The 24,038-nt window shown below is 66.1% G+C and carries 23 protein-coding genes and 2 pseudogenes; 15 read left to right on the forward strand and 10 right to left on the reverse strand.

The window, feature by feature from the left end; all coding sequences use genetic code 11:
- The first annotated feature begins 22 nt into the window (after positions 1-22).
- The 5 genes and pseudogenes from AC1DYD_RS17775 to AC1DYD_RS17795 all read left to right on the forward strand — a co-directional run.
- Positions 23-1,783 carry an FAD-dependent oxidoreductase gene (locus AC1DYD_RS17775; protein ID WP_478174064.1) on the forward strand — a complete coding sequence of 587 codons (1,761 nt, stop codon included), beginning with the start codon at positions 23-25 and terminating at the stop codon, positions 1,781-1,783.
- A 38-nt stretch (positions 1,784-1,821) separates the two neighbouring features.
- Positions 1,822-2,742 (forward strand): Bug family tripartite tricarboxylate transporter substrate binding protein, encoded by a 921-nt coding sequence (locus tag AC1DYD_RS17780; RefSeq protein WP_478174065.1) that lies wholly within the window; start codon positions 1,822-1,824, stop codon positions 2,740-2,742.
- A gap of 12 nt (positions 2,743-2,754) precedes the next feature.
- Positions 2,755-3,603, forward strand: coding sequence for an intradiol ring-cleavage dioxygenase (locus AC1DYD_RS17785; protein WP_478174066.1), 849 nt, complete (start codon positions 2,755-2,757; stop codon positions 3,601-3,603).
- Between the two features lie 36 nt (positions 3,604-3,639).
- Positions 3,640-3,999: a Dabb family protein gene (locus AC1DYD_RS17790; RefSeq protein ID WP_478174067.1), complete on the forward strand. Its 360-nt coding sequence runs from the start codon at positions 3,640-3,642 to the stop codon at positions 3,997-3,999.
- Positions 3,980-5,049: pseudogene (locus AC1DYD_RS17795) on the forward strand (maleylacetate reductase); the annotation flags it as partial. The gene AC1DYD_RS17790 and the pseudogene AC1DYD_RS17795, both read left to right, overlap by 20 nt.
- Before the next feature lie 266 nt (positions 5,050-5,315).
- Here AC1DYD_RS17795 and AC1DYD_RS17800 read toward each other — a convergent pair.
- From AC1DYD_RS17800 to AC1DYD_RS17825, 6 genes and pseudogenes are all read right to left on the reverse strand, one after another.
- Complete coding sequence (locus AC1DYD_RS17800) at positions 5,316-5,939, reverse strand: TetR/AcrR family transcriptional regulator (protein ID WP_478174068.1); 624 nt, start codon at positions 5,937-5,939, stop codon at positions 5,316-5,318.
- Between the two features lie 463 nt (positions 5,940-6,402).
- A pseudogene (locus AC1DYD_RS17805) lies at positions 6,403-6,550 on the reverse strand (IS3 family transposase); the annotation flags it as partial.
- Positions 6,551-7,115: 565 nt separating this feature from the next.
- Positions 7,116-8,036, reverse strand: a complete 921-nt coding sequence (locus AC1DYD_RS17810) for a LysR family transcriptional regulator (protein WP_478174069.1) — start codon at positions 8,034-8,036, stop codon at positions 7,116-7,118.
- A gap of 85 nt (positions 8,037-8,121) precedes the next feature.
- Positions 8,122-9,561: an aldehyde dehydrogenase family protein gene (locus AC1DYD_RS17815; RefSeq protein WP_478174070.1), complete on the reverse strand. Its 1,440-nt coding sequence runs from the start codon at positions 9,559-9,561 to the stop codon at positions 8,122-8,124.
- The gene (locus AC1DYD_RS17820; protein ID WP_478174071.1) at positions 9,558-10,538 is read right to left on the reverse strand and encodes a Bug family tripartite tricarboxylate transporter substrate binding protein; all 981 of its coding nucleotides are present in this window, start codon (positions 10,536-10,538) and stop codon (positions 9,558-9,560) included. The genes AC1DYD_RS17815 and AC1DYD_RS17820 overlap by 4 nt, the downstream gene beginning before the upstream one ends.
- Positions 10,539-10,638: 100 nt before the next feature.
- Positions 10,639-11,370, reverse strand: coding sequence for an iron-containing redox enzyme family protein (locus AC1DYD_RS17825; protein WP_093012495.1), 732 nt, complete (start codon positions 11,368-11,370; stop codon positions 10,639-10,641).
- Positions 11,371-11,631: 261 nt separating this feature from the next.
- On the opposite strand from AC1DYD_RS17825, the gene AC1DYD_RS17830 reads away from it, so the two are divergent.
- The 10 genes from AC1DYD_RS17830 (at position 11,632) to AC1DYD_RS17875 (ending at position 19,532) form a co-directional block, all read left to right on the forward strand.
- Positions 11,632-11,937 (forward strand): 2Fe-2S iron-sulfur cluster-binding protein, encoded by a 306-nt coding sequence (locus AC1DYD_RS17830; RefSeq protein WP_478174072.1) that lies wholly within the window; start codon positions 11,632-11,634, stop codon positions 11,935-11,937.
- A 16-nt stretch (positions 11,938-11,953) separates the two neighbouring features.
- A complete protein-coding gene (locus AC1DYD_RS17835) occupies positions 11,954-12,289 on the forward strand; it encodes a ferredoxin (RefSeq protein ID WP_478174073.1) in 336 nt (111 codons plus the stop codon).
- Positions 12,286-12,564: a 2Fe-2S iron-sulfur cluster-binding protein gene (locus AC1DYD_RS17840; RefSeq protein WP_478174074.1), complete on the forward strand. Its 279-nt coding sequence runs from the start codon at positions 12,286-12,288 to the stop codon at positions 12,562-12,564. Before AC1DYD_RS17835 ends, AC1DYD_RS17840 begins: the two co-directional genes overlap by 4 nt.
- Before the next feature lie 57 nt (positions 12,565-12,621).
- The gene (locus tag AC1DYD_RS17845; protein WP_478174075.1) at positions 12,622-13,398 is read left to right on the forward strand and encodes a ferredoxin--NADP reductase; all 777 of its coding nucleotides are present in this window, start codon (positions 12,622-12,624) and stop codon (positions 13,396-13,398) included.
- Between the two features lie 34 nt (positions 13,399-13,432).
- Entirely contained in the window at positions 13,433-14,245 is an 813-nt protein-coding gene (locus tag AC1DYD_RS17850) for an alpha/beta fold hydrolase (protein WP_478174076.1), read from the forward strand.
- A 235-nt stretch (positions 14,246-14,480) separates the two neighbouring features.
- Positions 14,481-15,449: a tripartite tricarboxylate transporter substrate binding protein gene (locus AC1DYD_RS17855; RefSeq protein WP_478174077.1), complete on the forward strand. Its 969-nt coding sequence runs from the start codon at positions 14,481-14,483 to the stop codon at positions 15,447-15,449.
- Between the two features lie 9 nt (positions 15,450-15,458).
- Positions 15,459-17,174 carry an acetolactate synthase catalytic subunit gene (locus AC1DYD_RS17860; RefSeq protein ID WP_478174078.1) on the forward strand — a complete coding sequence of 572 codons (1,716 nt, stop codon included), beginning with the start codon at positions 15,459-15,461 and terminating at the stop codon, positions 17,172-17,174.
- A gap of 5 nt (positions 17,175-17,179) precedes the next feature.
- Complete coding sequence (locus tag AC1DYD_RS17865) at positions 17,180-17,962, forward strand: 3-ketoacyl-ACP reductase (RefSeq protein WP_478174079.1); 783 nt, start codon at positions 17,180-17,182, stop codon at positions 17,960-17,962.
- A gap of 26 nt (positions 17,963-17,988) precedes the next feature.
- A complete protein-coding gene (locus AC1DYD_RS17870) occupies positions 17,989-18,972 on the forward strand; it encodes a zinc-dependent alcohol dehydrogenase (protein ID WP_478174080.1) in 984 nt (327 codons plus the stop codon).
- An 8-nt stretch (positions 18,973-18,980) separates the two neighbouring features.
- Positions 18,981-19,532, forward strand: a complete 552-nt coding sequence (locus tag AC1DYD_RS17875; protein ID WP_478174081.1) for a VOC family protein — start codon at positions 18,981-18,983, stop codon at positions 19,530-19,532.
- 3 nt (positions 19,533-19,535) lie between these two features.
- On the opposite strand, the gene AC1DYD_RS17880 is transcribed toward AC1DYD_RS17875, so the two are convergent.
- From AC1DYD_RS17880 to AC1DYD_RS17895, 4 genes are all read right to left on the reverse strand, one after another.
- Entirely contained in the window at positions 19,536-20,450 is a 915-nt protein-coding gene (locus AC1DYD_RS17880) for a LysR family transcriptional regulator (RefSeq protein ID WP_478174082.1), read from the reverse strand.
- A 61-nt stretch (positions 20,451-20,511) separates the two neighbouring features.
- Entirely contained in the window at positions 20,512-21,645 is a 1,134-nt protein-coding gene (locus AC1DYD_RS17885; protein ID WP_478174083.1) for an acyl-CoA dehydrogenase family protein, read from the reverse strand.
- 10 nt (positions 21,646-21,655) lie between these two features.
- Entirely contained in the window at positions 21,656-22,843 is a 1,188-nt protein-coding gene (locus tag AC1DYD_RS17890) for an acyl-CoA dehydrogenase family protein (RefSeq protein WP_478174084.1), read from the reverse strand.
- 6 nt (positions 22,844-22,849) lie between these two features.
- A complete protein-coding gene (locus AC1DYD_RS17895; protein ID WP_478174085.1) occupies positions 22,850-24,034 on the reverse strand; it encodes an acetyl-CoA C-acyltransferase in 1,185 nt (394 codons plus the stop codon).
- Positions 24,035-24,038: the final 4 nt, after the last annotated feature.

Genomic DNA, 24,038 nt, shown 5'->3' on the forward strand with positions numbered 1-24,038 from the left:
GCATGAAGAAGAAAGACAGCCGATGACCGCCACGTTCCGGCCCGATGCCGACCGCCCTCCCCTCATCGCCACGGACGTGCTGATCGCCGGCGGCGGTCCCTGCGGCCTGATGCTCGCCAACGAGCTCGGCCGCCGCGGCATCCGCTGCCTGCTCGTCGACGCCAAACCGGGCACGGCCTTCAACCCGCAGGCCAACGCGACGCAGGCCCGCACGATGGAGCATTTCCGCCGGCTGGGCTTCGCGCACGAGATCCGTGCGCTGGGACTGCCCGCCGATCACCCGACGGACATCGCCTATTTCACGCGCCTGGCCGGGCATGAGCTGGCACGCATCAGCCTGCCCACGGCCGCCGAGGCCGCGGTCAAGGTCAAGGCGATGACGGGGTCCTGGAGCGCCGCCGAGCTGCCGCATCGCGTGTCGCAGAAATTCGTCGAGCAAGCGCTGCGCCGCCATGCACAGGCCTGGCCTTCCGCCGATGTGCGCTATGGCTGGCGGCTGGAGCGGTTCAGCGACGACGGTGAATCGGTGAGCGCCACGGTGCGGCCGAGCGAAGGCGGCCCGGCGCAGGACGTGGTCGCGAAGTTCCTGATCGGTGCCGACGGCGCGCGCAGTCTGGTCCGGCAACAGCTGGGGATCGAGTGGGGCGGCGTGAGCGGCATCCAGCGCGAGTTCATGGGCGGCAAGATGTTTGCCATCTACCTGCGTGCGCCCCAGTTCCTCTCTGCACTGCAATCTCCCAAGGCCTGGATGTACGTGGCCGTCAACCACGAAAGGCGTGCCTTCATGGCCTCGGTGGACGGTGTGTCCGAATACGCCTTCCATGCGGCGCTGCGCCCCGGCGAAGATGCCGACGGCTGGACCGAGGCCGATGCGCGCCGCGTCTTCGCAGAGGCAGTGGGCGTCGACGTGCCGATCGAGATCCTCTCGATGGGCACCTGGCTCGCCGGGCACGCGCTGGTGGCGCAGCGCTTCCAGCAGGGCCGGGTCTTCATCGCGGGGGATGCGGCCCACCTGTTCACGCCCACCGGCGGGCTGGGCTACAACACGGCCGTCGAAGACGCGGTCAACCTGGGCTGGAAGCTCGCGGGTGTGATCCGCGGCCAGGCACCGCTGGCGCTGCTCGACAGCTACGAGGCCGAGCGCCGGCCCCTGGCCGAGCGCAACACCGGCTACGCGCGCAAGTTCGCCGACTCGGTGGGACTCTTCGCGGCAAAGCCCGAACTGGAAGAAGCCTCCCAACGGGGCGATGCCGAGCGGAAACTTGCCGGGCTGCACTTCGATGCGCATGCCCGGCTCGAATTCAATATCCCGGGCGTGACCTTCGGCGGCCGGTACGACGCCTCGCCCATCATCCTCGGCGATGGGGCCGTGCTGCCGCCCGACGAGCCGAATGCCTACACACCCACCGCCAGTCCCGGCGGCCGGCCGCCGCATGCGTGGCTCGATGACGGGCGTTCGCTGTTCGATCTGTTCCACGCCGAATGGACCCTGCTCGCGCTGGGCCCCGATTGCCCCGCTACCGACGACTTCGAAGCCGCGGCCCGCCATTTGGAAATGGACCTGCGCGTCGTGCGGCTGGCGCAGCCATCCCTGCGCGAACTATACGAAGCGCCGCTTGCCCTTATCCGCCCGGACCAGATCGTGGCATGGCGCGGTGCAGCCGCGGACGATGCAGCAAGTGTGCTGTCTCGCGCCACCGCCCGGCTTCGCCCCGCGGCGCCACACGCCACTTCAACCCCCTCAACAATCTCCGTCGATGCGACGAGAGGAGACCCGGCATGAAAACCAACACCCCGCTTCTTCGTCTCGCCGCCTTTGCGATGGCCCTGGCGATCGCTCCTTCGGCCTTCGCGCAGGCTTGGCCCACCAAGCCGGTTCGCATGGTGGCCGCATTTCCGCCGGGCACCCCCGGTGACGTGATCGCGAGGTTGATACAGCCGGCGCTTCAGGCCGCCTGGAATCAGCCGGTCGTCATCGAGAACAAGACAGGCGCGGGAGGCAACCTGGCGGCCGGGGAAGTCGCGCATGCCAGGGACGGTCACACACTGCTCGTCGGGCCCGACACGATCCTCACCATCAATCCCCATCTGTACAGGAAGCTGGGCTTCGATTTGAGGGCTTCGCTCAAGCCGGTGACCTACTTCGCGAGCTTCAACCAGACGCTGGTCTGCGATCCGGCCGCCGATGTTCCGTCCCTCGCGAAGTTCGTCCAGTTGCCCTCGACGCGGCTGTACGCCTCCGGCGGCGCCGGGACACCGAGCCACATGGCAATGGAGATGCTGTTGGCGACGACCGGAACCAAGCTCACCCATGTGCCCTACAAAGGCCCCGGCCCTGCCGCGCAGGACGTGATGGGAGGCCATGTGGACTGCGGCTTCATCGTCTCCTCCATCGTCCTGCCGCATGTCCGGAGCGGGCGGCTGCGCGCGATCGCCGTGTCCGGCAAGGAACGATCGGGCCTGCTGCCCGAAATTCCGACGATCGCCCAGAGCGGACATCCGGGATTCGATGCCACCTTCTTCGAGACCCTGATGGCACCGTCCAGCCTGCCGGCTGCCACGGTCGAGAAAATCCAGCGCGACGTGCGTGCCGCGCTCCAGGCTCCTGCCGTGAAGACACGGCTGGCGGAGATGGACCTGCGTGTCGAGGGCTACAGCACGCAGGAGGCGCAACGGCGCAGCCAGGAGGACTTTGCCAAGTGGGGTACGGTCGCGCAGCGAACCCAGCTGCAACTGGATTGAAGGAGGACCAACATGCGCAACCTGGACCATCACACCATCACCGACGCCGTGCTTGCGCGGCAGGCGCAGGCGGCTGATCCGCGGCTCAGGCGCATCATGGACAGCCTCGTGCGGCACCTGCATGCCTTTGCACGCGAGGTGGCTCTGACCGAAGAGGAGTGGCTCGAGGGCATCGAGTTCCTGACCCGCTGCGGCCACATCACGGACGACAAGCGCCAGGAATTCATCCTGCTGTCGGACGTGCTGGGCCTGTCGATGCTGACGGTGGCGCAAAACAACGACAAGCCCGCCGGCTGTACCGAGGCGACCGTCTTCGGCCCGTTCCACGTGGAAGGGGCGCCTCACTACGAACCTGGCGCGGACATCTCCAATGGTGCGCGCGGCATTCCGTGCCTGGTGCGCGGCGCGGTGCGCGGCATCGGCGGCGAGCCAGTCGCCAACGCCCGCATGGACGTGTGGCAATCGGACGAGGACGGCCTGTACGACGTGCAGCACCCGGAGCTCGGCCACGCGCAGGCGCGCGGCATCGTGCACTCCGACAGTGAAGGCCGCTACCGCTTCCGCTCGATCCTCGCCGTTCCCTATGCCATTCCGCACGATGGCCCGGTGGGCGATCTCCTGAAGGCCACAGGCCGGCATCCGTGGCGTCCCGCGCACCTGCACTTCCTGATCGAGGCGGACGGCTACGAGAAGCTGATCACGCACGTGTTCCGCAGCGACGATCGGTACCTGGATTCGGATGCCGTGTTCGGCGTGCGCCAGTCGCTGATCGCCGATTGGAAGCAGCACTCCGATGGCTCCTACCTTGTCGAGTACGACTTCGTGCTGAAGCCCGCCAGGCAGGACACTGCGGATGTCTGACATCCTGTCTTTGTCGACAGCCGCAAAGGGCGCGCAATGATCCGGCACATCGTCATGTGGGACGTGAACGGCGATACGGCCGAGGAAAAGCAGCGAAACGTCGAACGCCTCCAACAGTGCTTCCATGGTCTGCGCTGCTGCATTCCCGGGCTGCTCTATCTGGAGATCGGTGTGGATGTCAGCAAGATTGACTATGCTCGCGACGTCGTGTTGTACAGCGAGTTCGAATCCTGGGAAGCATTGGCCGCCTATGCGGTGCATCCCGAACATCTGCGAGTACGTGACGAACTGGCGGGCGTCCGCATTGCACGGCATCAGGTGGACTACGAAGTCCGGCCCGGCCGAGTTCGGATGAGCACCACACAGCAGGGATCGCATGAAGGATTTCGTCTATAACGGCCAGCCGTCGCGGGTGGTGTTCGGCGCCGGCTCCCTGGCGCACCTGGAACACGAGATCGAACGTCTCGGGGGGCGCCGTGCGCTCGTGCTGTGCACGCCCGACCAGCAGGAGCAGGCGCAGCTGGTGGCCGAGCGTCTCGGCGGCCGCGCGGCGGGCGTTTTTGCGCGCGCCGCCATGCATGTGCCCATCGAGACAGCACGCGAAGCCCGCGACGAGGCGCGACGGCTGGGCGCGGACTGTGCTATCGCCATTGGGGTGGCTCGACCACCGGCCTAGGCAAGGCCATTGCGCTGGAATCCGGCCTGCCGATCCTCGCAATCCCCACGACCTACGCGGGTAGCGAGATGACGCCGACCTACGGCATCACGGAAGATGGCTTGAAGAAGACCGGCGAGGACGCGCGCGTGCTGCCTCGCACCGTGATCTACGACCCGGAGTTGACGCTGACGCTGCCGGTTTCCTTGAGCGTGACGAGCGGCATGAATGCGATTGCACACGCGGCCGAAGGTCTGCACGCGCGCGACGGCAATCGCGTGATGTGCCTGATGGCCGAGGAAGGCATTCGCGCGCTGGCCAGGGCGCTGCCGGCCATCCGCCGACGCAGCGACGATGTCGACGCGCGCACAGACGCGCTGTACGGTGCATGGCTGTGCGGTACGGTACTTGGCAACGTGGGCATGGCATTGCACCACAAGCTGTGCCACACCCTGGGCGGCAGCTTCAACCTGCCGCATGCCGAGGTTCACACGGTGGTGCTGCCCCAGGCCATTGCCTTCAACTCGCCCGCAGTGCCTGGAGCTATATCCCGCATCGAGCGCGCACTCGGTTCAGCAGACCCGCGCAGCGCCGCGGCAGGCCTTTTTGACTTGGCACGAGACAACGCAGCGCCGGTGGCGCTGCGGGACCTCGGGATGACGGAAGCTGACCTCGACCGCGCTGCAGGTCTCGCCTTAGAAAACCCCTACTGGAACCCGCGAGAGATCGGCGTAGCTCAGCGAGGCGAGATTAGCGAACTCCTGCAAAAGGCCTTTGAGGGCACCCGGCCTGAGCAAGCCGAGTACCTGCAGTCGAGATCAACTGGTCTCGGCACACCGGCCACAGCATTGAGGAAAAATCTGTCTCGATTATTAAACCCGGGCTGATCACTATTGAAGACCCGGCTATCCTTCCTCCTTGGCCAGAAGAATTTAAAAGGGATCCAAAAAGCCGGCCCCAAGACTGGGTAGTCGTTTCCAAGGCGACTACCTATTGGCAATTGACGAGTTCAAAAAAACGTTTTTACCCTAAATTAATTAAGAAATGTCGCGGAGCGTTATCCGATTCTTTCACTTGCGATAGCGCGAACAAGCCGAAGCAATGAGGGCTGCAGAATCCGCGACTGGAAGTCGCGGCGCGGTATCGCGAGTTGTGCCATGATGAGCCCGTTGACACAATTCAACACAAAAGCATAATCCAATTCTGGATCCTTGGATCCAAGTTTCAGAAAGCTATCCCGCATCAGACGGGCGTGTATCTTTCCCCATTTCACAAGCACACCACCTAGCTCCTGGTCGCGCGACCCCGCAAGTGTAAGTTCGGTGATCGCCATGCCCATCGCATGGTCGTTAACCATATATTTAAGGTTGTGCTCCGCAAGAACGGTGGCGAACCGATCCGGATCATCTGCGCACTTCCCAAGCTTAGGAGTGACGAGGGTAATGTTGTTTGCAATTCGACGGCAAACATCTTCAGCGAGGGCGCACATCAGGGCACTTCGGGACCCGAAGTAATAGTTGATAGAGCCATGACTTGCATTGGCTTCGACTGAAACCGCTCGCAAAGTTACAGCATGATGCCCGTCGCGAACTAAAACGCGAAGCGCTGCCGCGATCAAGTCTTTGTGACGCTGACATCCGCGCGCGCTTAGTGGCAAATCGGGTTCAGCAAAGGCGCTCACAGCAGGCTCTTAAAAGTCGTTAGGACCATCAGCTTAGCAGAAGAAGACCTTCGACCATCGGGCCCCAAGTGGGAGATTCAGTTTTAAGCGGAATCTCCAAGAGATTGACATACGTCAAGTTTTTCGAGGCTCAACACTCTCAAAGGGACGGGAGCATGAGGAGATTGAACAAGTGTCCCCCGAGGTCCTGAACGAGCGATAAGGATGCTCAGGCATCTGAACAGCCGAATCGACGAACTACTTTCGCACAAAAGCCCTCTCTGACCTACGCGACAGGTCAGCATGCCTTGGCCAACCTTGCCCGGCTAGGCGTCCACGCCGCAGCACGCGACTCAGGGAATGATCAGCGCCGCCAGGTCTCGCGCCGTGCCGGATGTTTCGCGCTCGAGGTGGTAGATGACGCCGCCCTTTGCCAAGATTGTCAACGAATACCTCCGACGCGACCGGAGCGCCGAGCACAAGCGATGCGTCGGGCGAACACATGGATCAAGAAGGCGGCGTAGAGCAGCCCTGCGACATGGACACGTACGCGTAGACTGAGACCCACGGCACTGGTTCGGTCGCCGCGCGCGGAACTGGCGGTTGACCCGATCCAAAGGGCATGGGGCTCTGACACGGTGATCGAAGCTCTGTCCCGCATCGGGAAACCATTTCGTGACGTCGGTGCCGCTGCGCGTTCACAGCTGCGCCGTGCCGTCGAACTCGGCCAACCCGCGATAGATCGGGCGGACGCTCATCGAATACCAGCCCATGCTGCTCGAAGCCAGGATCACAACCCTTGAGGCGCGGGGGTGTACATCCAGTTCCGATGGCAACGATCGAGTGCATCACCGAAGAGGGCCTCGCGGAGATCGCGCCGTTGGGCGACAGGCGTATTCCCTCGCTGCGCCCGCCGGTCATGAGTTCCGCAATCCGGTCGGCTTGCGCCCGGACGCTGGGCAATTCGATGACCACTGGCTCTGGCCTGACGCGACCGCAGCTCACCGGCTGGACGAGCGGACCGCCATCGATTTGCTTTTTTCTTGGGGGCATGACAACTCAGATGCCTGCGCACTCGCCGTCTGGAAGATCGGCCGGGTTGCGCTAGTTGATTCTGAGGATCGTCGTGCGGCGCTGCGTCTACACGCCGACGCGCTTGAAGCTGACGGGCTTGCCGCGCCGCCAAGCATTGAATCTCTATTTGTTCGCCTTGCCAACGCTCAGTATCCTTCGAATCTCGTCCGCCACAAGGTCCACGAGCGCATGCGTTGCAGCGCTCAGAGGCTTGCGCCGGTCACTGACGCGGACCACATGGCGGACGATGCGCGGCGAGAGGATCGGGCATACAGCCAGTGTGCCCTCGTTGACCGCGCGCTGCACTACAATGCGCGGCAGGATGGTCGCGAAGCGCGTTTCCTCCACGAGGCGCACGATGGTGCTCAGCACGTCGACCTCGAATTTGGGTGCAAGCAGAATGCCCTCCTGGCGAGCCGCCGCTTCCAAAACGCCGCGCAGCCCGTGACGGCGCGTGGGCAGGATCAAGTCCAAGCCGAGTTCGGCCAGGCGCGCAAGGCGCACGTTGGCAGGTAGGCGCGGGCCGTGTTGCACGCTCGTTACGAGCAGCATGTCTTCCTCGGCGAGCGATTCCGTGGCCAGCGACAGCTTGGCCCGCGGCTCGTTGATGACCGCGACGTCGAGTTGTCCGCTCGTTACCCAATCGATCAGCATGGCACTGTAGCCGACGGATACCGTGACCTCCACATGCGGGTAGGCTTCGTTGAACCGCGACAGCGCGTCGGCCAGCACGCTTTCGGCCACCGAGGAAATGAGCCCCAGCGAGACGTGGCCGGTCACAGCCTCGCTGCGCTGCGCAAGTTGCTCGCGCGCATTGTCGATGCTGCGCACGATCGGCAGAAACAGCCGGTACATCAGGCGTCCGTGCGCGGTGGGCGACATGCCTCGGCGCTTGCGCTCGAACAAGGGCTGCCCCAGCTCTTCCTCCAGCTTCGCGATCTGCATGCTCAGCGTCGGCTGCACGACGTCCAGCCGCTTGGCGGCCTGCGTCATCGAGCCGTCTTCGAACAGCGCAAGGAAGTACTGGATTTGCCTCAGGTCCACGATGGCCTTCTTGGATATTGCCCCGCTGACCGGGCTCGCAAGGGAGAGCAATTGTAGAAGGCGGGTGGCCCTCTGCGATGCTGGCTCAGGCCGTGCCGACCTGCTGATAGATGTGCTTGATTTCCTGGAAGTCGATCAGCGCATCGTACCCATGCAGCCGGCCAAGCCCGCTGCGCCGAAAGCCGCCCGTCTCGGCTTCTGCGAAGAGCTTGTTGTGGTCGTTGATCCAGACCGTGCCGTTGCGCAATGCGCGGGCCACCCGCATGGCGCGCGCGCCGTCGCGCGTCCAGACGCTGGCCGACAAGCCATACTCCGAGTGGTTGGCGCGGGCGATGGCCTCGCGCTCGTCCTCGAAACGCTCCAGTACCAATAGCGGGCCGAAGATTTCCTCTTGCACGAAGAAGGCATGCGTATCACGATGCGCGACGAGGGAAGGGTGGACGAAGTTTACGTCGCGCCGCCCGCGCAGCAGCACCGCATCGGCCGCCTCCAGCGCGTCGTCGATGCGCTGGCTAACTTGTTGGGCGGCGTGCGTGTCGATCAGCGGGCCGATCTGCGCACCCGGCGTCAGCCCCGGTGCCACACGCTGCGCAGCCAGTGCTTCGGTCAGCGCCTTTTGCATGGCGCTGTAGTGGTGTGCATGGACGAGCACGCGTCGCGCTGCTGTGCACTGCTGGCCGCTGATGATGGTCGCAGCCACGGCAATCGCACCGGCCGTCTTCTCGACGTCGGCATCCTCGAACACCAGGCAGGCCGACTTGCCGCCCAACTCCAGGGACAGCTTCTTCATGGTGGGTGCCGCCGCAGCCATGATGCGCTGACCGGTGGCGTTCGAGCCTGTGAAGCTCAGCACATCCACCTGCGCGCTCTCGGTCAGATACTGCGCCACTGCGTGACCGTCTTCGCTCACCAGATTGACCACGCCGGGCGGCAGACCCTCGCAGGTATGCAGCGTCTCTATCACCCGCGCGGTGATCAACGCCGTCTGCGGCGCCGGCTTGATCACTGCAGTACAGCCCGCTGCCAGCGCGGGGGTCAGCGAGCGAATCAGCAGCACCACTGGCGCATTCCACGGCACGATGATGCCGGCCACGCCAGCGGGCTCTTTCAGCAACGTGGAATACGCGCCAGGCTCCACCTCGAACACATGGCCCGGCATGTAGCGCGTCAAGCCTGCGTAGTAGCGGATCTCCGACACCGCACCGGCGATCTCGCCGCGCGACTGCGCCAGCACTTTGCCGTTCTCGCGCGTGAGCAGTACGGCCAGGACTTCGGCTTGAGCTTCCAGGCGATCGGCCCAGCGCAACATCACCATCTGGCGCAGCCGCGGGTCGTGCGCCCACTTCGGCTGCTCGAACGCGCGGCGCGCGGCGGCCACGGCGGCTTCGGCGTCACTGCGCCGTGATGCGGCGTGGCGCCCGAGCGGGGTGCCATCGGACGGGTCGCTGCGCTCGCCCCATGCGCCGCAAGCCGCTGGCTGCCAGTGACCATCGATGAGGTTGAGGGCGTCGTGTTGGATGGTCATGCTGCGGTGATGTGGTTTTGTTGAATAACGCGCTTCCACAGCGACTTGTGGCTTTCGATGAAGCTGTGGAATTGGGCGGGCGTGCCGCCGTCGGGCACCACGCCCTGCTGGGCGAAGATCTTCCTGACGTCGGCCAGTGCGAGGATGCTGTTCATTTCGCGATTGAGCTTGTCGACCACCGGCTTCGGCGTTCCTGCGGGCACCACGATGCCGTGCCAGGACGACACCTCGTAGCCCGCGACGCCGGCCTCTGCCGCAGTGGGAATCTCCGGCATCAGCGGCGAACGCTGCGCGCCCGCAAGGGCCAGCGGGCGCACCTTGCCGGACTGGATGAACGGCAGCGCATTGGGCAGCAGGTCCATCGCCACCGCCACTTGGCCACCGGCTAGGTCAGTCAACATCGGCGTGCTGCCCTTGTAGGGAATCTGGTTCATGCGGATGCCAGCCAGGTTCTCGAACAGCACCATGGCCAAGTGGTTCGATGAACCCGGGCCCGACGTGCCGTAGTTGATGGCGCCGGCCTTCGCCTTGGCGGCCGCCAGCACGTCGGCCGCGCTGCGATAGGGACTTCCCGCGTGAGCGACCAGCACCATCGGCGATCGCCCCGCCAGGATCACCGGGTCGAAGGCCTTGTCGCTGTCGTAGGGAAGCTTGTAGAGCCACGGGTTGGCCGCAAACGGAAACTGCACCACAAGCAGCGTGTAGCCGTCCGGCAGCGACTTGGCCACGGCCTGCGTGCCGATGGCCGTGCCGGCACCGGGCTTGTTGTCGACCACGGCGGACTGCTTCCACGCCGCGGTTAGGTGCACGCCGACAATGCGCCCCAGCGTGTCGTTGAAGCCGCCCGCGGGGTACGGCACCACGATGCGCAGCGGCTTGGCCGGGTAGTTGCCGGCCGCAGCGGGCTGCGCCCAGAGCGCGGGGGCGAACGCGCTGCCGAGCAAGGCGGCGGTGGCACCGCGGCGTGATACCGGCATGGTTTGTCTCCTTCATCGGGGAACGCGCGGGCGCTCGTCGAACGCCCGGCTCTCTCATCGGGCACTGGCACATCGGGTGCGCCCGCAGTGCATCGGCCGCTCAGTCGGCCAATGCGAGCGCTTCCTGCGCCAGGTCTTTCTCGACGTACTCGCGGAAAAGCTCCGCGGTGTACAGCAGCCGCATCTGCGCACCCACTTCGCAGGCCTTCAGGCAGGCTGCCTGGAGTTCGGGCGTGTCGGCATGCTCGACCACGATCTGGTAGCCGCGCTCGCCGTGGATCTCGTCGGACACGATGTGCAGATCGAAGAATTCGACCTCTTCGTCCGTGAACTTGTACTGCTCGCGCAGCGTGGGCGCCTGCTTGCGGTAGATGGACGGGACCTGCGATTCGAGTCCCACGACGATGCCGGCCACCGCGATGATCGGGTTTTCGCGCATCGACATCGAATAGCACCAGCTTTGCAGGCCGCGCGTGGAGGGCAGCATGTTGTCGGGGTCGGTCACGCGAGCACGCGACGAACCGCAGGCTTCGGCAAAGCGGATCAGCAGGTCAGTGTGGCGGTCGCCGCCGATTTCCTCCTCGTACATGTTCGCCAGCATGAAGTCCTTCACTTCGATCAGGTGCGCGGGCGTGCGCGAGTAGATGAAACCCAGATAGTCTGCGAACGGACCCACGTAGTGGTAGTGGTTCTCGGCCCAGCGCGCTAGATGCTTGCGCGAGAGTCGGCCTGCGGCCCACGCCATGCTGAAGGGCGATTTGTTAGCGCTCTTTCCGCGCACCGTTTCCTCCAGCGCGTGGCGGAAGTCTTCTTTGCTCATCAATGCCGTCATGGGTTGTTCCTTCGTTGGTATGAACACGGTCCGCGGCAGCTGCGAGGCGCGCGGCACAGAGCCCCTGGAGGGGATGGCGTGATCCTACGTATGCGCGATGCAAAACCGCAATTCATATCAATGTTATTGATCCCTTGCATTGGCGGTCATGATGTTGTTTGACGCGGTGGCGGCTTCGCTTGGACATTAGCCACCAAGCATTCGGCCTGGGAGGACCACGGCCGATTCGCCCCTCCACTGGCAACCATGGAATAAGTGCTCATGCCCAAAGTTGTGATCAGGAAAGACGGTCAGTGCTTCGAGGGCGAGGTGCGGCCGAACACTAACCTTGTCGTACGCGCAGGCATCAAGCAGTTTCCTTTTCCACACCTCAACTACGGTTGCGGAATGGGGAAGTGCTCCAAGTGCATGTGCAAGGTGCTGCACGGCGGCGAACACCTGGCCGCGCCCAACTGGAAAGAGAAGAAGCAGCTGGGCGAGCATCTCGACGCTGGGTTCCGTCTGGCCTGCCAGCTCTGGATCCACCAGGACATCGAGCTGAGCCAAGACGAGGCGATCCCTGCCTGACACACCCTTCACACACATGCCAAACGCATACGTCATCCTCACGAACAAGGACGGCCAGTTCCGCACCGAGCTGTGCGACGGCCTCCGCCCCGTCGAAAGCCACGATTACTTCTTCTACCGCCAGCGGCGCGCGCGTTTCGTCATTGCCGAGCTTGAACGGCCGGTGAAGGTCGCGATCGTGGACGAGGGCGACCCGCCCACGCGCAACCTCGTTCCCTCCAAGTTTCTTCCGCAGTTCGACACGCTCGAAGCCGCGCGCGAGGAACTCGCGCAGTTGGTCAACTTCGGCCACCTGGACGTGCGCCTCGTGCGCCTCGTGCGTGTCGACGCGCAGGAGACCGGCCGCCCATGATCAGCGTTACCTTCATCACCAATGCCAACAAGGTGCTGACCGCGCCTGAAAACAGCAACCTGCTGCGCGTGTCGCTGCGCGGGCAAGGCGGCATTCCTTTCAAGTGCGGCGGCGGCCTGTGCGGCACCTGCAAGTGCCGCATCGAGAGCGGCCTGGAACACACCGACGCGGTCAAGCAGAAGGAGCGCAAGCACCTTTCGGAAGCGGATTTCGAACAAGGCTTTCGCATGGCGTGCCAGACCTTCGTGAACGGGGACGTCAGCGTCTCCTGGTAATTCCCATTCAGGCGCGGGCGCACCTTCGCCGCGCCGACAACATCGAGCACCTATCCCATGACGGACCCCGACAATTTCCCTGTGCGCGTGCTGGCGCGCACCCCCATCGCCACGGACACGGTGGCTTTCTTCCTGGAACGCCCTGCCGGCTTCGACTTCGAGGCGGGCCAGTTCGTCAGCCTCCAGCTGCCGGATTTCGATGCGCCGGAAGACGGCTCGGACGACGGCGAGCGCATGCTGTCGATCGCCAGCGCCCCCCATGATCCGCACCTCATGATTGCGATGCGCATGCGCGATACGGCATTCAAGCGCCACCTCTCGCAATGCGCCCTCGGTCCCGACGGCGCCCTCGTGAGCCTGAGTCCGGCCATGGGCGATTTCGTGTTGCCCGAAGACCCGCGCCAGCCGCTCGTGATGCTCGCCGGTGGCATCGGCATCACGCCGTTCTACAGCATGCTGCGCCACCTGCAGTACCAGGCCGCCAGCGGCAAGGTGGTGCCGCCGGTCACGCTGCTCTACGGCAACCGCACGCACGCGCTCGCAGCCTGGCGCAGTGAGCTCGCGCAGCTGTGCGCCGACCTGCCGCAGTTGCGCGTCTTGCATGTGATTGCCGAGGACAAGGACGCGCCGCCCTCAACGCGTGGTCAGGGCGCGCACGCCTGGCGCGCTGGAGTGATCGACGCCGCGCTCATCCAGCAGGAAGTCCCCGATTGGAAGGCCTGCCGCTACTACATCGTCGGCCCCACCGCCATGGTCGCGGCCATGCAGGACTGTCTCGATGCCTGCGGCGTGCCGCCCGAGCAGGTGGCGATCGAGTTCTTCGCCGGCTACTGAGCCCATCGTCTTCAAGCGCCAAAGGAGTTCTTCCATGCAGATCACGACGCAGACCATCGCCCTGCCCTCCGAGGCCGGCAGCATCCAAGTGCATTGCTATGGCGACGCCAGCGCACCCACCGTATACATGGCGCACTCCATCCTCTCCAGCAGCGCCATGTGGTCCACACAGGCACACCTGCTGGTCTCGCGCGGCTGGCGCGTGGTGTGCGCGGACACACGCGGCCATGGCGGCTCGGTGGCCCACGAGGCGCCCTCCTCCATGCAGCATCTAGTGACCGACACCGTCGCGGTGCTCGATGCACTCGGCATCGCGAAGGCGCACTACATCGGGCTTTCGTTGGGTGGCATGAGCGGCTTCGGCCTGGCGCTTGCGCATTCCGACAGGCTAGCGAGCCTGTGCCTGTGCGATGCGCGTGCAGACACACCACCAGAGGCGTCTGCGCCTTGGAACGAGCGCATCGCCATCGCCGAGCGCGAGGGCTGCGCGGCACTCGCACGGCCCACCCTCGAACGCTGGTTCGGCCGCGTCTTTCTCGATGCACACCCTGACATCGCGCAGCGCTTGCTGCAGGTCGCAGCTTCGACATCGGTGGTCGGATTTGTCGGATGCGCGCGCGCCATCCAGGGACTCGACTACCTGGCACGGGTGTCGGAGATCGCGTTGCCGACCACCCTGATCGTTGGTGCGAACGACGGGGTGCTGCCGCAAGCTATGACCGAGATCCAGCGGCGCATCTCGGGCTCCGTCCTCGAGGTCATTGCGCAGGCGGGGCACCTGCCCAATATCGACCAGCATGCGGCATTCGACGCTGCGCTGCTGCGGCACCTGGACGCGCACGAGTAAAAACTGCGGCTTCAGGCACCGTACCGACAGCACCTTGCGCCGATGCAGGGCATCGGATCGAGGGACCGCGACGCGTTCGCACGCCCGCACCTGTGAAAGATTGTCATCCTCGTGATTCCACAAGATGGCTCGAACAAGACGCTTCGTCTCCGTACGATTTGTAGGGTCGCCACCGCATTGCCATCCACCGGCTTGCGCATGGCGGCGACCCACAAGAAAACGGAGACAAGTTCGCATGACCATCCTTCTCGCCCGCGTCCGATCATGGCGCATCGCCGTTTCGGCCTTCGTGCTGGCCATCGCAGCCACCAGCGCCTGCGCGGAATGGCCCGAGCACGACATCAGCTTCATGGTGCAGTTCGGCCCCGGCGGCACCACCGACCTGGTGGCTCGCGCGCTGACCACCGAGCTTTCCCAAAGCCTGGGCCAGCCGATGGTCGTGCTCAACCGCCCTGGCGGGCAGGGCACGGTGATGGGCATGCTGCTCGCGCGCGCCCAGCCCGACGGCTACACGCTCGGCATGCTCTCCAGCGGCCTGGCGCTGTGGCAGCTGGTCTCCAATAAGCCGCACACGTCGAAGGACTTCACCAGCATCGCGAGCGTGGGCCGCTACGTGTTCGCCGTGGTGGTCAACGCTGATTCCCCGTACAAGACCATCGAGGACCTGATCGCGGCCTCGAAGAAGGCCAAAGGCGGCATCAACTTCGGCGGGCCGAGCTCGGTCAACACGCTGGGCATGCTGCTGCTGGCTGAGAAGACCGGCATGCAATTCGAGACTGTCAACTACCGCTCGGGCTCCGACTCGGTGGTGGCCTTGCTGGGTAACCAGATCGACGTGGTGGTTCAGAACCCGACGGACTTCATGCCCTACGTCAAGGCGGGCAAGCTGCGCGTGTTGGCTGCGGCCAGCTCCACGCGCATGCGCGAACTGCCCGACGTGCCCACGCTGCGCGAGCTCGGCTACGACGTGGTCACCGACGCTTACTTTGGCGTGGGTGCGCCGCTCGGCCTGCCCGAGCCGATCCGCCGCAAGCTCGAAGACGCCACGCTCAAGGTGGCGCGCGATCCGGCGTTCCAGAAAAAGCTGATCGACGCCTACGGCGTCGAGCCCGCGCCGATGACGGGCAAGGCGTACCGCGCCGAGATCGAGCAGGCCGAGATCACCGTGTCCAAGCTCAAGAGCCGTTTCCCCTCCTCCAAGTAATCCATCCCCATGTCAACTCCAGCAACAAGCGGTGGCACCGTGGCCGACCGCGTGGCGGCGGCTTGCCGTCGCCACGGCGTGCAGGTCGTGTTCGGCCAGTGCAACCCGGTTCGTTTTCATCTCGCGGTGCCGCAGCATGGCATGCGCAACATCGGTTACCGCACCGAGAACGCCGGCGGCGCCATGGCCGACGGCTACGCCCGAATTAGTCGCCAGACGGCGGTGGTCACCGCGCAGAACGGGCCCGCAGCCACGCTGCTGGTGGCGCCGCTGGCCGAGGCGCTCAAGTCCTCGGTGCCGATCATCGCGCTGGTGCAAGACGTGCCCGTGGGCTCGCGCGAGCGCAATGCCTTCCAAGAGTACGACCATCTCAAGCTCTTTGCGGGCTGCAGCAAATGGGTCGGCCGCATCGACAGCGCCGAGCGCGTCGACGAATGGGTGGACATGGCGTTCCGCATCGCGACAAGCGGCCGCTGCGGACCCGCGGTACTGCTGCTGCCAGTGAACATCGCCGACAGTCAGGTTGCCGGTGACCCGACCCGCCGCGCCGTCAACGGCCGCTTTCCGCTCGATCCAGTGGTGGCGGCGCCGGAACGCGTGCGCGAGGCCGCGCGCCTGTTGATGCAGGCCGAGCGGCCGCTGGTGATTGCCGGTGGCGGCGTGCACCTCTCGGGCGCGGCACCTGCGCTGGCCGATCTGCAGCAGCGCTTTGCGCTGCCGGTGGCGACCACGATGATGGGCAAGGGCGCCGTCTCGGAGCTGCATCCGCTGTCACTGGGCGTCATCGGCAACGTGCTGAACGTGGGCGCACCCGCCTACGAAGCGCGTGCGCTGGTCACGAAGGCCGACGTGGTGCTGCTGCTGGGCACGCGCACCGCGGCCAACGGCACCGACACCTGGAGCCAGTACCCACGCAATGCGCGCTTCATCCACATCGACATCGATCCGGTCGAGATCGACCGCAACTACGAATCGCTACGCCTCGTCGGCGATGCCAGGCTCACGCTCGAGGCGCTGGCCGATGCGATGTCGCAGCTCGATGCGCAGCAGCGCCAATCCGCCCGGGGCGCGGTGGAGGACGCCATCGCCACCTCGCATGCGGCCGCGCAGCGCCTGCAGCACGGCGTGCGCACCGAAGACCGCCTGCCCATCCGGCCCGAACGGCTCATGCACGAGTTGGGGCAGTTGCTACCGGCCGACGCCATCGTCACGGCCGACGCGAGCTACGCCTCGGTGTGGACCTCGCTCTATCTCACGGCGCGCCATGCCGGCGAGCGCTTCCTGCTGCCGCGCGGGCTCGCAGGGCTCGGCTGGGGGCTGCCGCTGGCCATGGGGGCGCACCTCGCGCGCCCCGAGGCCACGGTGGTTTCGGTGGTGGGCGACGGCGGCTTCGGCCATGTGTGGGGCGAGCTCGAAGCCATTCGCCGCCACGGCATTAAGCTGGTGCTGATCGTGCTAAACAACGGCGTGCTCGGCATGCAGGAAGACATGGAGGTGTTCCGCTACGGCGGGCGCACGGACACCCGCTTCGAGCCGGTCGATCATGCGGCCATTGCGCGCGCCTGCGGCCTGCACGGCGTTCGCATCTCGGAGCCCGGCGCCCTGCGCGCCGCGTTGCAGGAGGCCATGTCGGCCGACCGCGCCACGGTGCTCGATGTGGTTGTCGACCCCGCCGCGTGTCCGCCGCTCACGGCCTACAGTTCGCGGCCGAGCCAGCTGGGTTGATGGCGATGAACTTTCCCTCCAAGCCTCCTGTGGCACTGGTGACGGGCGGGCGGCAAGGCATCGGCCGCGCCGCCGCGCTGGCCCTTGCCCGCCAGGGCTTTCACCTCGTGATCGCCGATCTGCAAGACGACCAACGCACACAGGTCACGCTCGCGGACATCCGCGCGCTGGGCGTGCGCGCCGACTTCGTGCGCACTGACATCGCTGATCTCGCCACGCACGCCGGGCTGGTGGAGGCTGTGTGGTCGCTGCACGGCCACGTCGACTGCCTGGTCGACAACGCCGGCGTTGCAGCGCGACCACTGCGCGACGTGCTGGACATCACGCCCGAGGACTTCGACGGTAACTTCGACGTCAACATCCGCGGCACCTTCTTCCTCACGCAGGCCGTTGCGCGCCGGATGCTCGAGGACCGGGCGCCACGGCCCTACCGCAGCGTGATCGTGATCTCGTCGATGGCGGCGCACTATGCGCGGCTCAACCGCTCGCAGTACTGCATGTCGAAGGCGGCGGTGGCCATGATGGCCAAGATCCTGGCGCTGCGCCTGGCGCCGCACGGCATTCACGTGCACGACATCCGGCCGGGCTTCATCCGCACCGAGATGACCGGCTCGCTGGACACAAGCGCGCAGGACGCCCGCATCGCCAGCGGCGAGGTGCCTCTGCGCCGCTGGGGCGAGGCCGCCGACGTGGGCCAATTGGTCGCCACGCTCGCTGCCGGCCTCGTTCCCTACGTGACCGGTGAGCCCTTCGTGATCGACGGCGGCCTGCGCGCCAACAGCGCCTGAGCGCGCATGAATTCGAGGAACTTGAAATGCTTGCACTGAGAAAGATCTCCCCCGATTTCGGCGTCTCGCTGATGGACGTCGCACCGCCCGAAAAACCCGCGCCCGGCGAGGTGCTGGTCGAGGTCGAGGCGGCCGGCATCTGCGGCAGCGACCTGCACATCTACGATGCCAAGGGCTCGGCCTACGCGAACGTGTGGCCCCGCCTGCCGCTCACGCTGGGCCACGAGTTCTGCGGCCGTGTGGTGCAGCTGGGCGAAGGCGCCGCAGCGGACCTATTGGGTCGGCGCGTGGTGGCGCTGCCCGTGGGCATCGGCATCCAGCGCAACGGCTGTTTCGCGCCGATGGTCGCGGTCGCGGCCGTCAACTGCCTGCCGGTGCCAGATGCGCTGGACAGCGACCTGGGTGCGCTGATCGAGCCGCTCACCGTGTCGGAAAACGCCGTCGCGCTGTCGGAAACCGGAGCGGGCAAGCGCCTCCTGATCATGGGCGCCGGCACGCTGGCGCAGGGCGCGGCGCTGTTCGCGCGGCTCGCGGGCGCCAGCCAAATCGTGGTCACCGGCTTTGCCGACACGCACCGTTTCGAGGTGCTGCGCCAAATGGGCTTCGATCTGCTGATCGACCGCGCGGAGCCCGGCTCCGCCGAGCGCCTGGCCGCGCTAGCTGGTGACGGCTTCGACGCCGTGATCGAGATGACTGGCGTCATGTCGACCATCGATGAAGGCCTGCACGCGCTGCGCCGCAAGGGCATCTTCGTGGCGACCGGCATCCACCCCGACAAGGCCACAGTCGACATCACGCGCATGGTGCGCCAGCAGCTGCAACTGCGTGGCAGCTACGGCAACACGCGCGAGGGCTGGCACAAGGTGATCGCGCAGGTGACCGCGAACCCCGAGACGTTCCGCCCGCTCATCACGCACCGCTATCCGCTGCACCAAGCCGTGCAGGCGTTCGAAACGGCCTATGCGCGCATCGCGTCGAAGGCCATCCTTCATCCGCAACAGAAGAACTGAGACTTGGCATGAACGAATTCTTGTTTGGCGGCCGCGCCGAGACGGTGATCCAGGCCGGCCACGTGGTCGAAGACCTCGACGTGGCCATGGCGACCTTCACGCGCGTGCTGGGCGCAGGCCCTTGGTATCGCTTTCGCGTCTCGCAGCCGCGGGAGGGCTCGCTCTACCGCGGCTGCGAGGTCAACCACGACCTGTCGATTGCCCTGGCCTTTCACGGCACGATGATGCTGGAGCTGATCCAGCAGCACGATGAACAGCCCTCGGTGTTCCGCGACGGCGTGGCGCAGCGCGGCTACGGGCTGCACCACTGGGGCATCGGCACGCGCCGCTTCGACGAGCGGCTGGCGGGAGAACTCGCGCAGGGCAAGGAGATGCTTTACACCGCGCGCACGGGTCGCGGTGCCCGCATCGCCTATTTCGAGGGGCCGACGCCGTTGCACGCGATGGTGGAGTTCATTGAAATCACCGAGACCAGCGAGCGCTTCTACGCGGGCATCGCAGCCGCCGCGCGCGACTGGAACGGCAAGACGCTCGAATGGGCGGGCCCAGACGGGGTTTGAGCGTCAGGCCGCCGGCAGGAAGCACGTCGATTCGGCGATGCGCTCGCGCAGGAATTCGATGAACGCTGTGGTGCGCGGACTCGGGTTCTGGTTGTGCGGGTAGATGGCCCAGATCGGGTCGTACTCGGTCTTGGCCTCGCTGTCGAGCAGCGTCACCAGCGCGCCGGCAGCGAGCTCCATCTGCACCACATAGAAAGGCAGCTCCACGATGCCCACACCGGCCACGCATAGCCGGTGCAGCATCTCGGCCTGGTTGGAAGAGATGTCGCCCTCAACGGAGGCCGGCTTGAGTGGCGACTCCGCGCGCAGGCCCCAGTGGATGTGGTGCGTGCGGATCGAGAAGTTCAGGCAGTTGTGGTCCTTCAGCGCCTCGGGTGATACCGGGCGCCCGCGCCGCTCGATGTACGAGGGTGCAGCGCAGATCACGTGCGTAGTCATGCCTATCTTGCGCGCGAAGTACGCACTGTCCTGCAGCACGCCCAGGCGAATGGCCACGTCAATGTTGCGTTCGACCAGGTCGACCCGCTCAGCGCCGAGCTGGATGTCGATCTTCACGCGCGGAAAGCGCTGCACGAACTCCGCGATGAAGGGCACCAGCGTGTAGCCGAAGCTCGGCAGCGTGTAGATGCGCAGCTTGCCGCTCAGGTCGGCCGAGAGCGCGGCCAGGTTGCGCTGCGCATCGTCCATCGCCTCCATCACGCGCCGCGCGCCGACGATGAACACTTCGCCCTCATAGGTCAGCTGCAGTGAGCGCGAGGTGCGGTTCAGCAGGCGCACGCCCAGGCTCTCTTCCATGCGCGAGATCGACTTGCTGACCGCCGAGGCGCTGAGATCCAGCTGCCGCCCAGCGGCCGAGAAGCTTCCGCTCTCGACCGCACGGATGAAGACGTTGAGCTCGGAAAAGCGGTCGTATGACATGGTTGCAGCCTAGCGCACGCGCTCCCGCGCCGCAGGATGCACGCGCGCCAAGGCGCTGCTTTCAAACGCGGCCGAGCGACACATAGCGCGCCAAGTGATGGTCCTCGTCGCCGAGTATGTGATTGGTCAGCACCAGGCCCTTGGCCAGGTGAGACAGCGGCAGCTCCCAGGTCATGCCGATGCCGCCATGCATTTGGATACACTCCTCGGCCACGCGCGTTCCGACTCGGCCAGTGGTCGCCTTGGCTGCCGACAGCGCGCGCTCGCGCGTGACGCGGTCGGCCGATTGCAGCGCGTTGGCCGCGTTGATGACGGCAGAGCGCGCCTGCTCGATGCCCAGCCACAGGTCCACCATGCGGTGTTGCAGCGCCTGGTTGCTGCCGATGGACTGCCCGAACTGCTCTCGGGCGCGCAGGTAGTCGAGCGTGAGTCGCTTGGCGGACTCCATCGCGCCCAATGCCTGTGCGCACAGCGCCAGCACGCCGGCGCCCACTGCACCTTCGATGGCCGGAAAGGTCTGGCCTTCGGTGCCGACCAGCGCATCGGCCGGCAGATGCACGCCTTCCAACGCGATGTCCGCGCCCCGGCCACCGTCGGCCAGCGGGTAGCCGCGCAGCGCGATGCCCGGAGTTGCGGCGGGCAGCACGAACAAGCTGATGCCCGCGGGATCGTCGTCGCCGCCGGACGAGCGGGCCGAAACGATGAAAAAGTCGGCCTGCTCCGCGTGGCGCACCACGCATTTCAGGCCGTCGAGCTGCCAGCCACCATCGCTCGGCCGCGCACGCGTCGTCACGTGCGAAGCCTCGTAGCGGGCCTCGGGATCGGCGTGGGCAAGAACGGCCAGCGTGCTGCCGGCCACGATGTCGCGCCGCAGCGCACGCTGCACATCCGTTTTCGCTTCGGCCAGCGCCGCAGCGGCCATCAGCGCTGCGAGCAAGGGCTCCAGCACCATCGCGCCGCCCAGCGCCTCGAACACCAGTGCGATGTCGAAGCCGCTGCCGCCCAGGCCGCCGTCAGCCTCGGCGAAGAGCGCGCCGAGCGCCCCCAGATCGATGAGATGCCGCCACATTTCCGTGCTGTGCCCCTCGCCCGATTGCGCAATGCGCTGGCGCTGCGCGAATTCGTAGTGCTGCGCCAGCAGTCGTCGCAGCGCATCGTCCAGCATGCGCCGTTCGTCGGTCGGTTCGAAGTTCATGCGGCGTCCTTCATAGCCCCAGCACCGTCTTGGCGATGATGTTGCGCTGGATCTCGTTGGAGCCCCCGAAGATCGAGAGCTTGCGGTTGTTCAGGTACTGCGCGGTCGCGCTCACCGATTCGGCGGGCGCGCCGGCCAGGGCTTCGGCATCGCCGAGGTGCGGCAGTGCATGCAGGCCGACCGCACGGCGCACGAGCGCGGCGAGTTCCTGGCGGATCTCGCTGCCGAGCAGCTTCAGCGCCGAGCTTTCCACGCCCGGGCTCCCGCCGTTGGCCACAGCGGCCGTCACGCGCAGGTTGGTCGTCTTGAGGTTTTCCAGGTCGATCTCCACGCGCGCCATGCGCGCCGCGAAGGCCGGGTCGCGGTCCAGCGGCTGGCCGCCGCTCATGACCTTGGCCGCCACGGTCTTCAGGCGCTGTAGCGCCGCCACTGAAAAGCCGATGCCCGCGTTGCGTTCGTGCGTAAGCAGGTATTTGGCGCAAGTCCAGCCATCGTTCTCTTCTCCAACGAGGTTGTGCGCCGGCACTCGCACGTCGGTGAAGAAGACCTCGTTCACCTCGTGCTCGCCGTCCAGCGTGACGATGGGCCGCACCTCGACGCCCGGCGAGCGCATGTCGATCAGCAGGAAGCTGATGCCCTGCTGACGGCGCGCGTCTTTGGAGGTCCGCACGAGGCAGAAGATCATGTCGGCGTGCTGCGCGAGCGTGGTCCAGGTTTTCTGGCCGTTGACGATGTAGTGCGCGCCCGCTGCATCGTGCCCGCGCACCGCCGACGTCTTCAGCGCCGCCAGGTCGGAGCCCGCGCCAGGTTCCGAGTAGCCCTGGCACCACCAGTCCGAGCCATCGAGGATGCGCGGCAGCCAGTGGCGCTGTTGCGCCTCGGTGCCGTAGCGGATCAGCACTGGCCCGAGCATGAGGAGCCCGAAGGGCACGATACGCGGCGCGTCGGCCAGCGCGCATTCGTATTCGAAGATGAAGCGTTGCACCGCATTCCAGCCGGCTCCGCCGTGCTCGCGCGGCCAGTGCCCCGCGAGCCAGCCACGCGATTGCAGGATGGCATGCCACTGCTGCATCTCGTCCTTGCGAAGCGTGCGGCCCTCGGCCACCCGCCGGCGCAGCGCCGGTGGCAGGCGCTCGGCCAGGAAAGCGCGGACTTCCGCGCGGAAGGCCTCTTCTTCAGGTGTGAAGTTCAGGTTCATGCGGGTCTAGCGAAAAATCTCGAACAGGCCGGCCACGCCCATGCCGCCGGAGACGCACATCGTGACCACCGCATAGCGCGCACCGCGCCGGCGCCCTTCGATGAGCACGTGACCTGCAAGGCGCGCACCGGTCACGCCGTAGGGATGGCCGATGGAGATGGCGCCGCCGTCGACGTTCAAGCGCTCGTCCTGAATGCCCAGGCGCTGCTGGCAATAGAGCGACTGCGAGGCGAAGGCCTCATTCAGTTCCCACAGGTCGATGTCGTCGACCGTGAGGCCGTGGCGCGCCAGCAGCTTGGGCACCGCGAACACCGGCCCGATGCCCATCTCGTCGGGCTCGCAGCCCGCCACGGCCAGGCCGCGAAAGGCCCCCAGCGGCGCGAAGCCGGCGCGCTCGGCATCGCGCGCTTCCATCAGTACGCAGGCGGCCGCGCCGTCGGACATCTGCGAGGCATTTCCCGCGGTGACGAAGCGCTCGGGCCCATTCACCGGCTGCAGCCGCGCCAGCGCCTCGTAGGTGGTGCCGTGCCTGTTGCAGTTGTCCGCGTCGATCGTCGCCTCGCGGCGTGACACCGCGCCGGTGGCCTTGTCCTGCACGGCCATGGTGGCGGTGACGGCGACAATCTCCTCGCGGTATCGGCCCGCGCGCTGTGCGGCCTCGGTTTTTTGCTGACTCTGCGTCGCAAAGCGGTCTTGCGCCTCGCGCGTGATGCCGTAGCGTGCGGCCACGATGTCGGCCGTCTCGATCATCGAGATGAAAAGTCCGGGCTGCTGCGCGAGCAGCCACGGATCAGCATCGCCGGGCCCCGGGGCGCGCGGCGCAATGCGCGAGATGCTTTCGACCCCGCCGGCCACGACGACCGACATGCCGTCCACCACGATGTTGCCCGCCGCCATCGCAATGGCCTGCAGCCCCGAAGCGCAATAGCGGTTGATGGTGGCACCGCCCACGCCCACCGGCAAACCGGCGCGCAAGGCCGCCTGCCGCGCGACGTTACGGCCGGTCGTACCTTCGGGAAAACCGCAGCCGAGGATCAGGTCTTCGATGCGTTCGGGGTCGATGCCCGCGCGGTCCACGGCGGCGCGCACCGCATGCGCAGCGAGCTCAGGGCCGGGCGTGATGTTGAACTCGCCGCGGAAGGACTTGGCCAGCGGCGTGCGGGCGGTGGAAACGATGACTGCTTCGCGCATGGTT

The organism is Variovorax sp. P4_B11 (genome assembly GCF_056402355.1).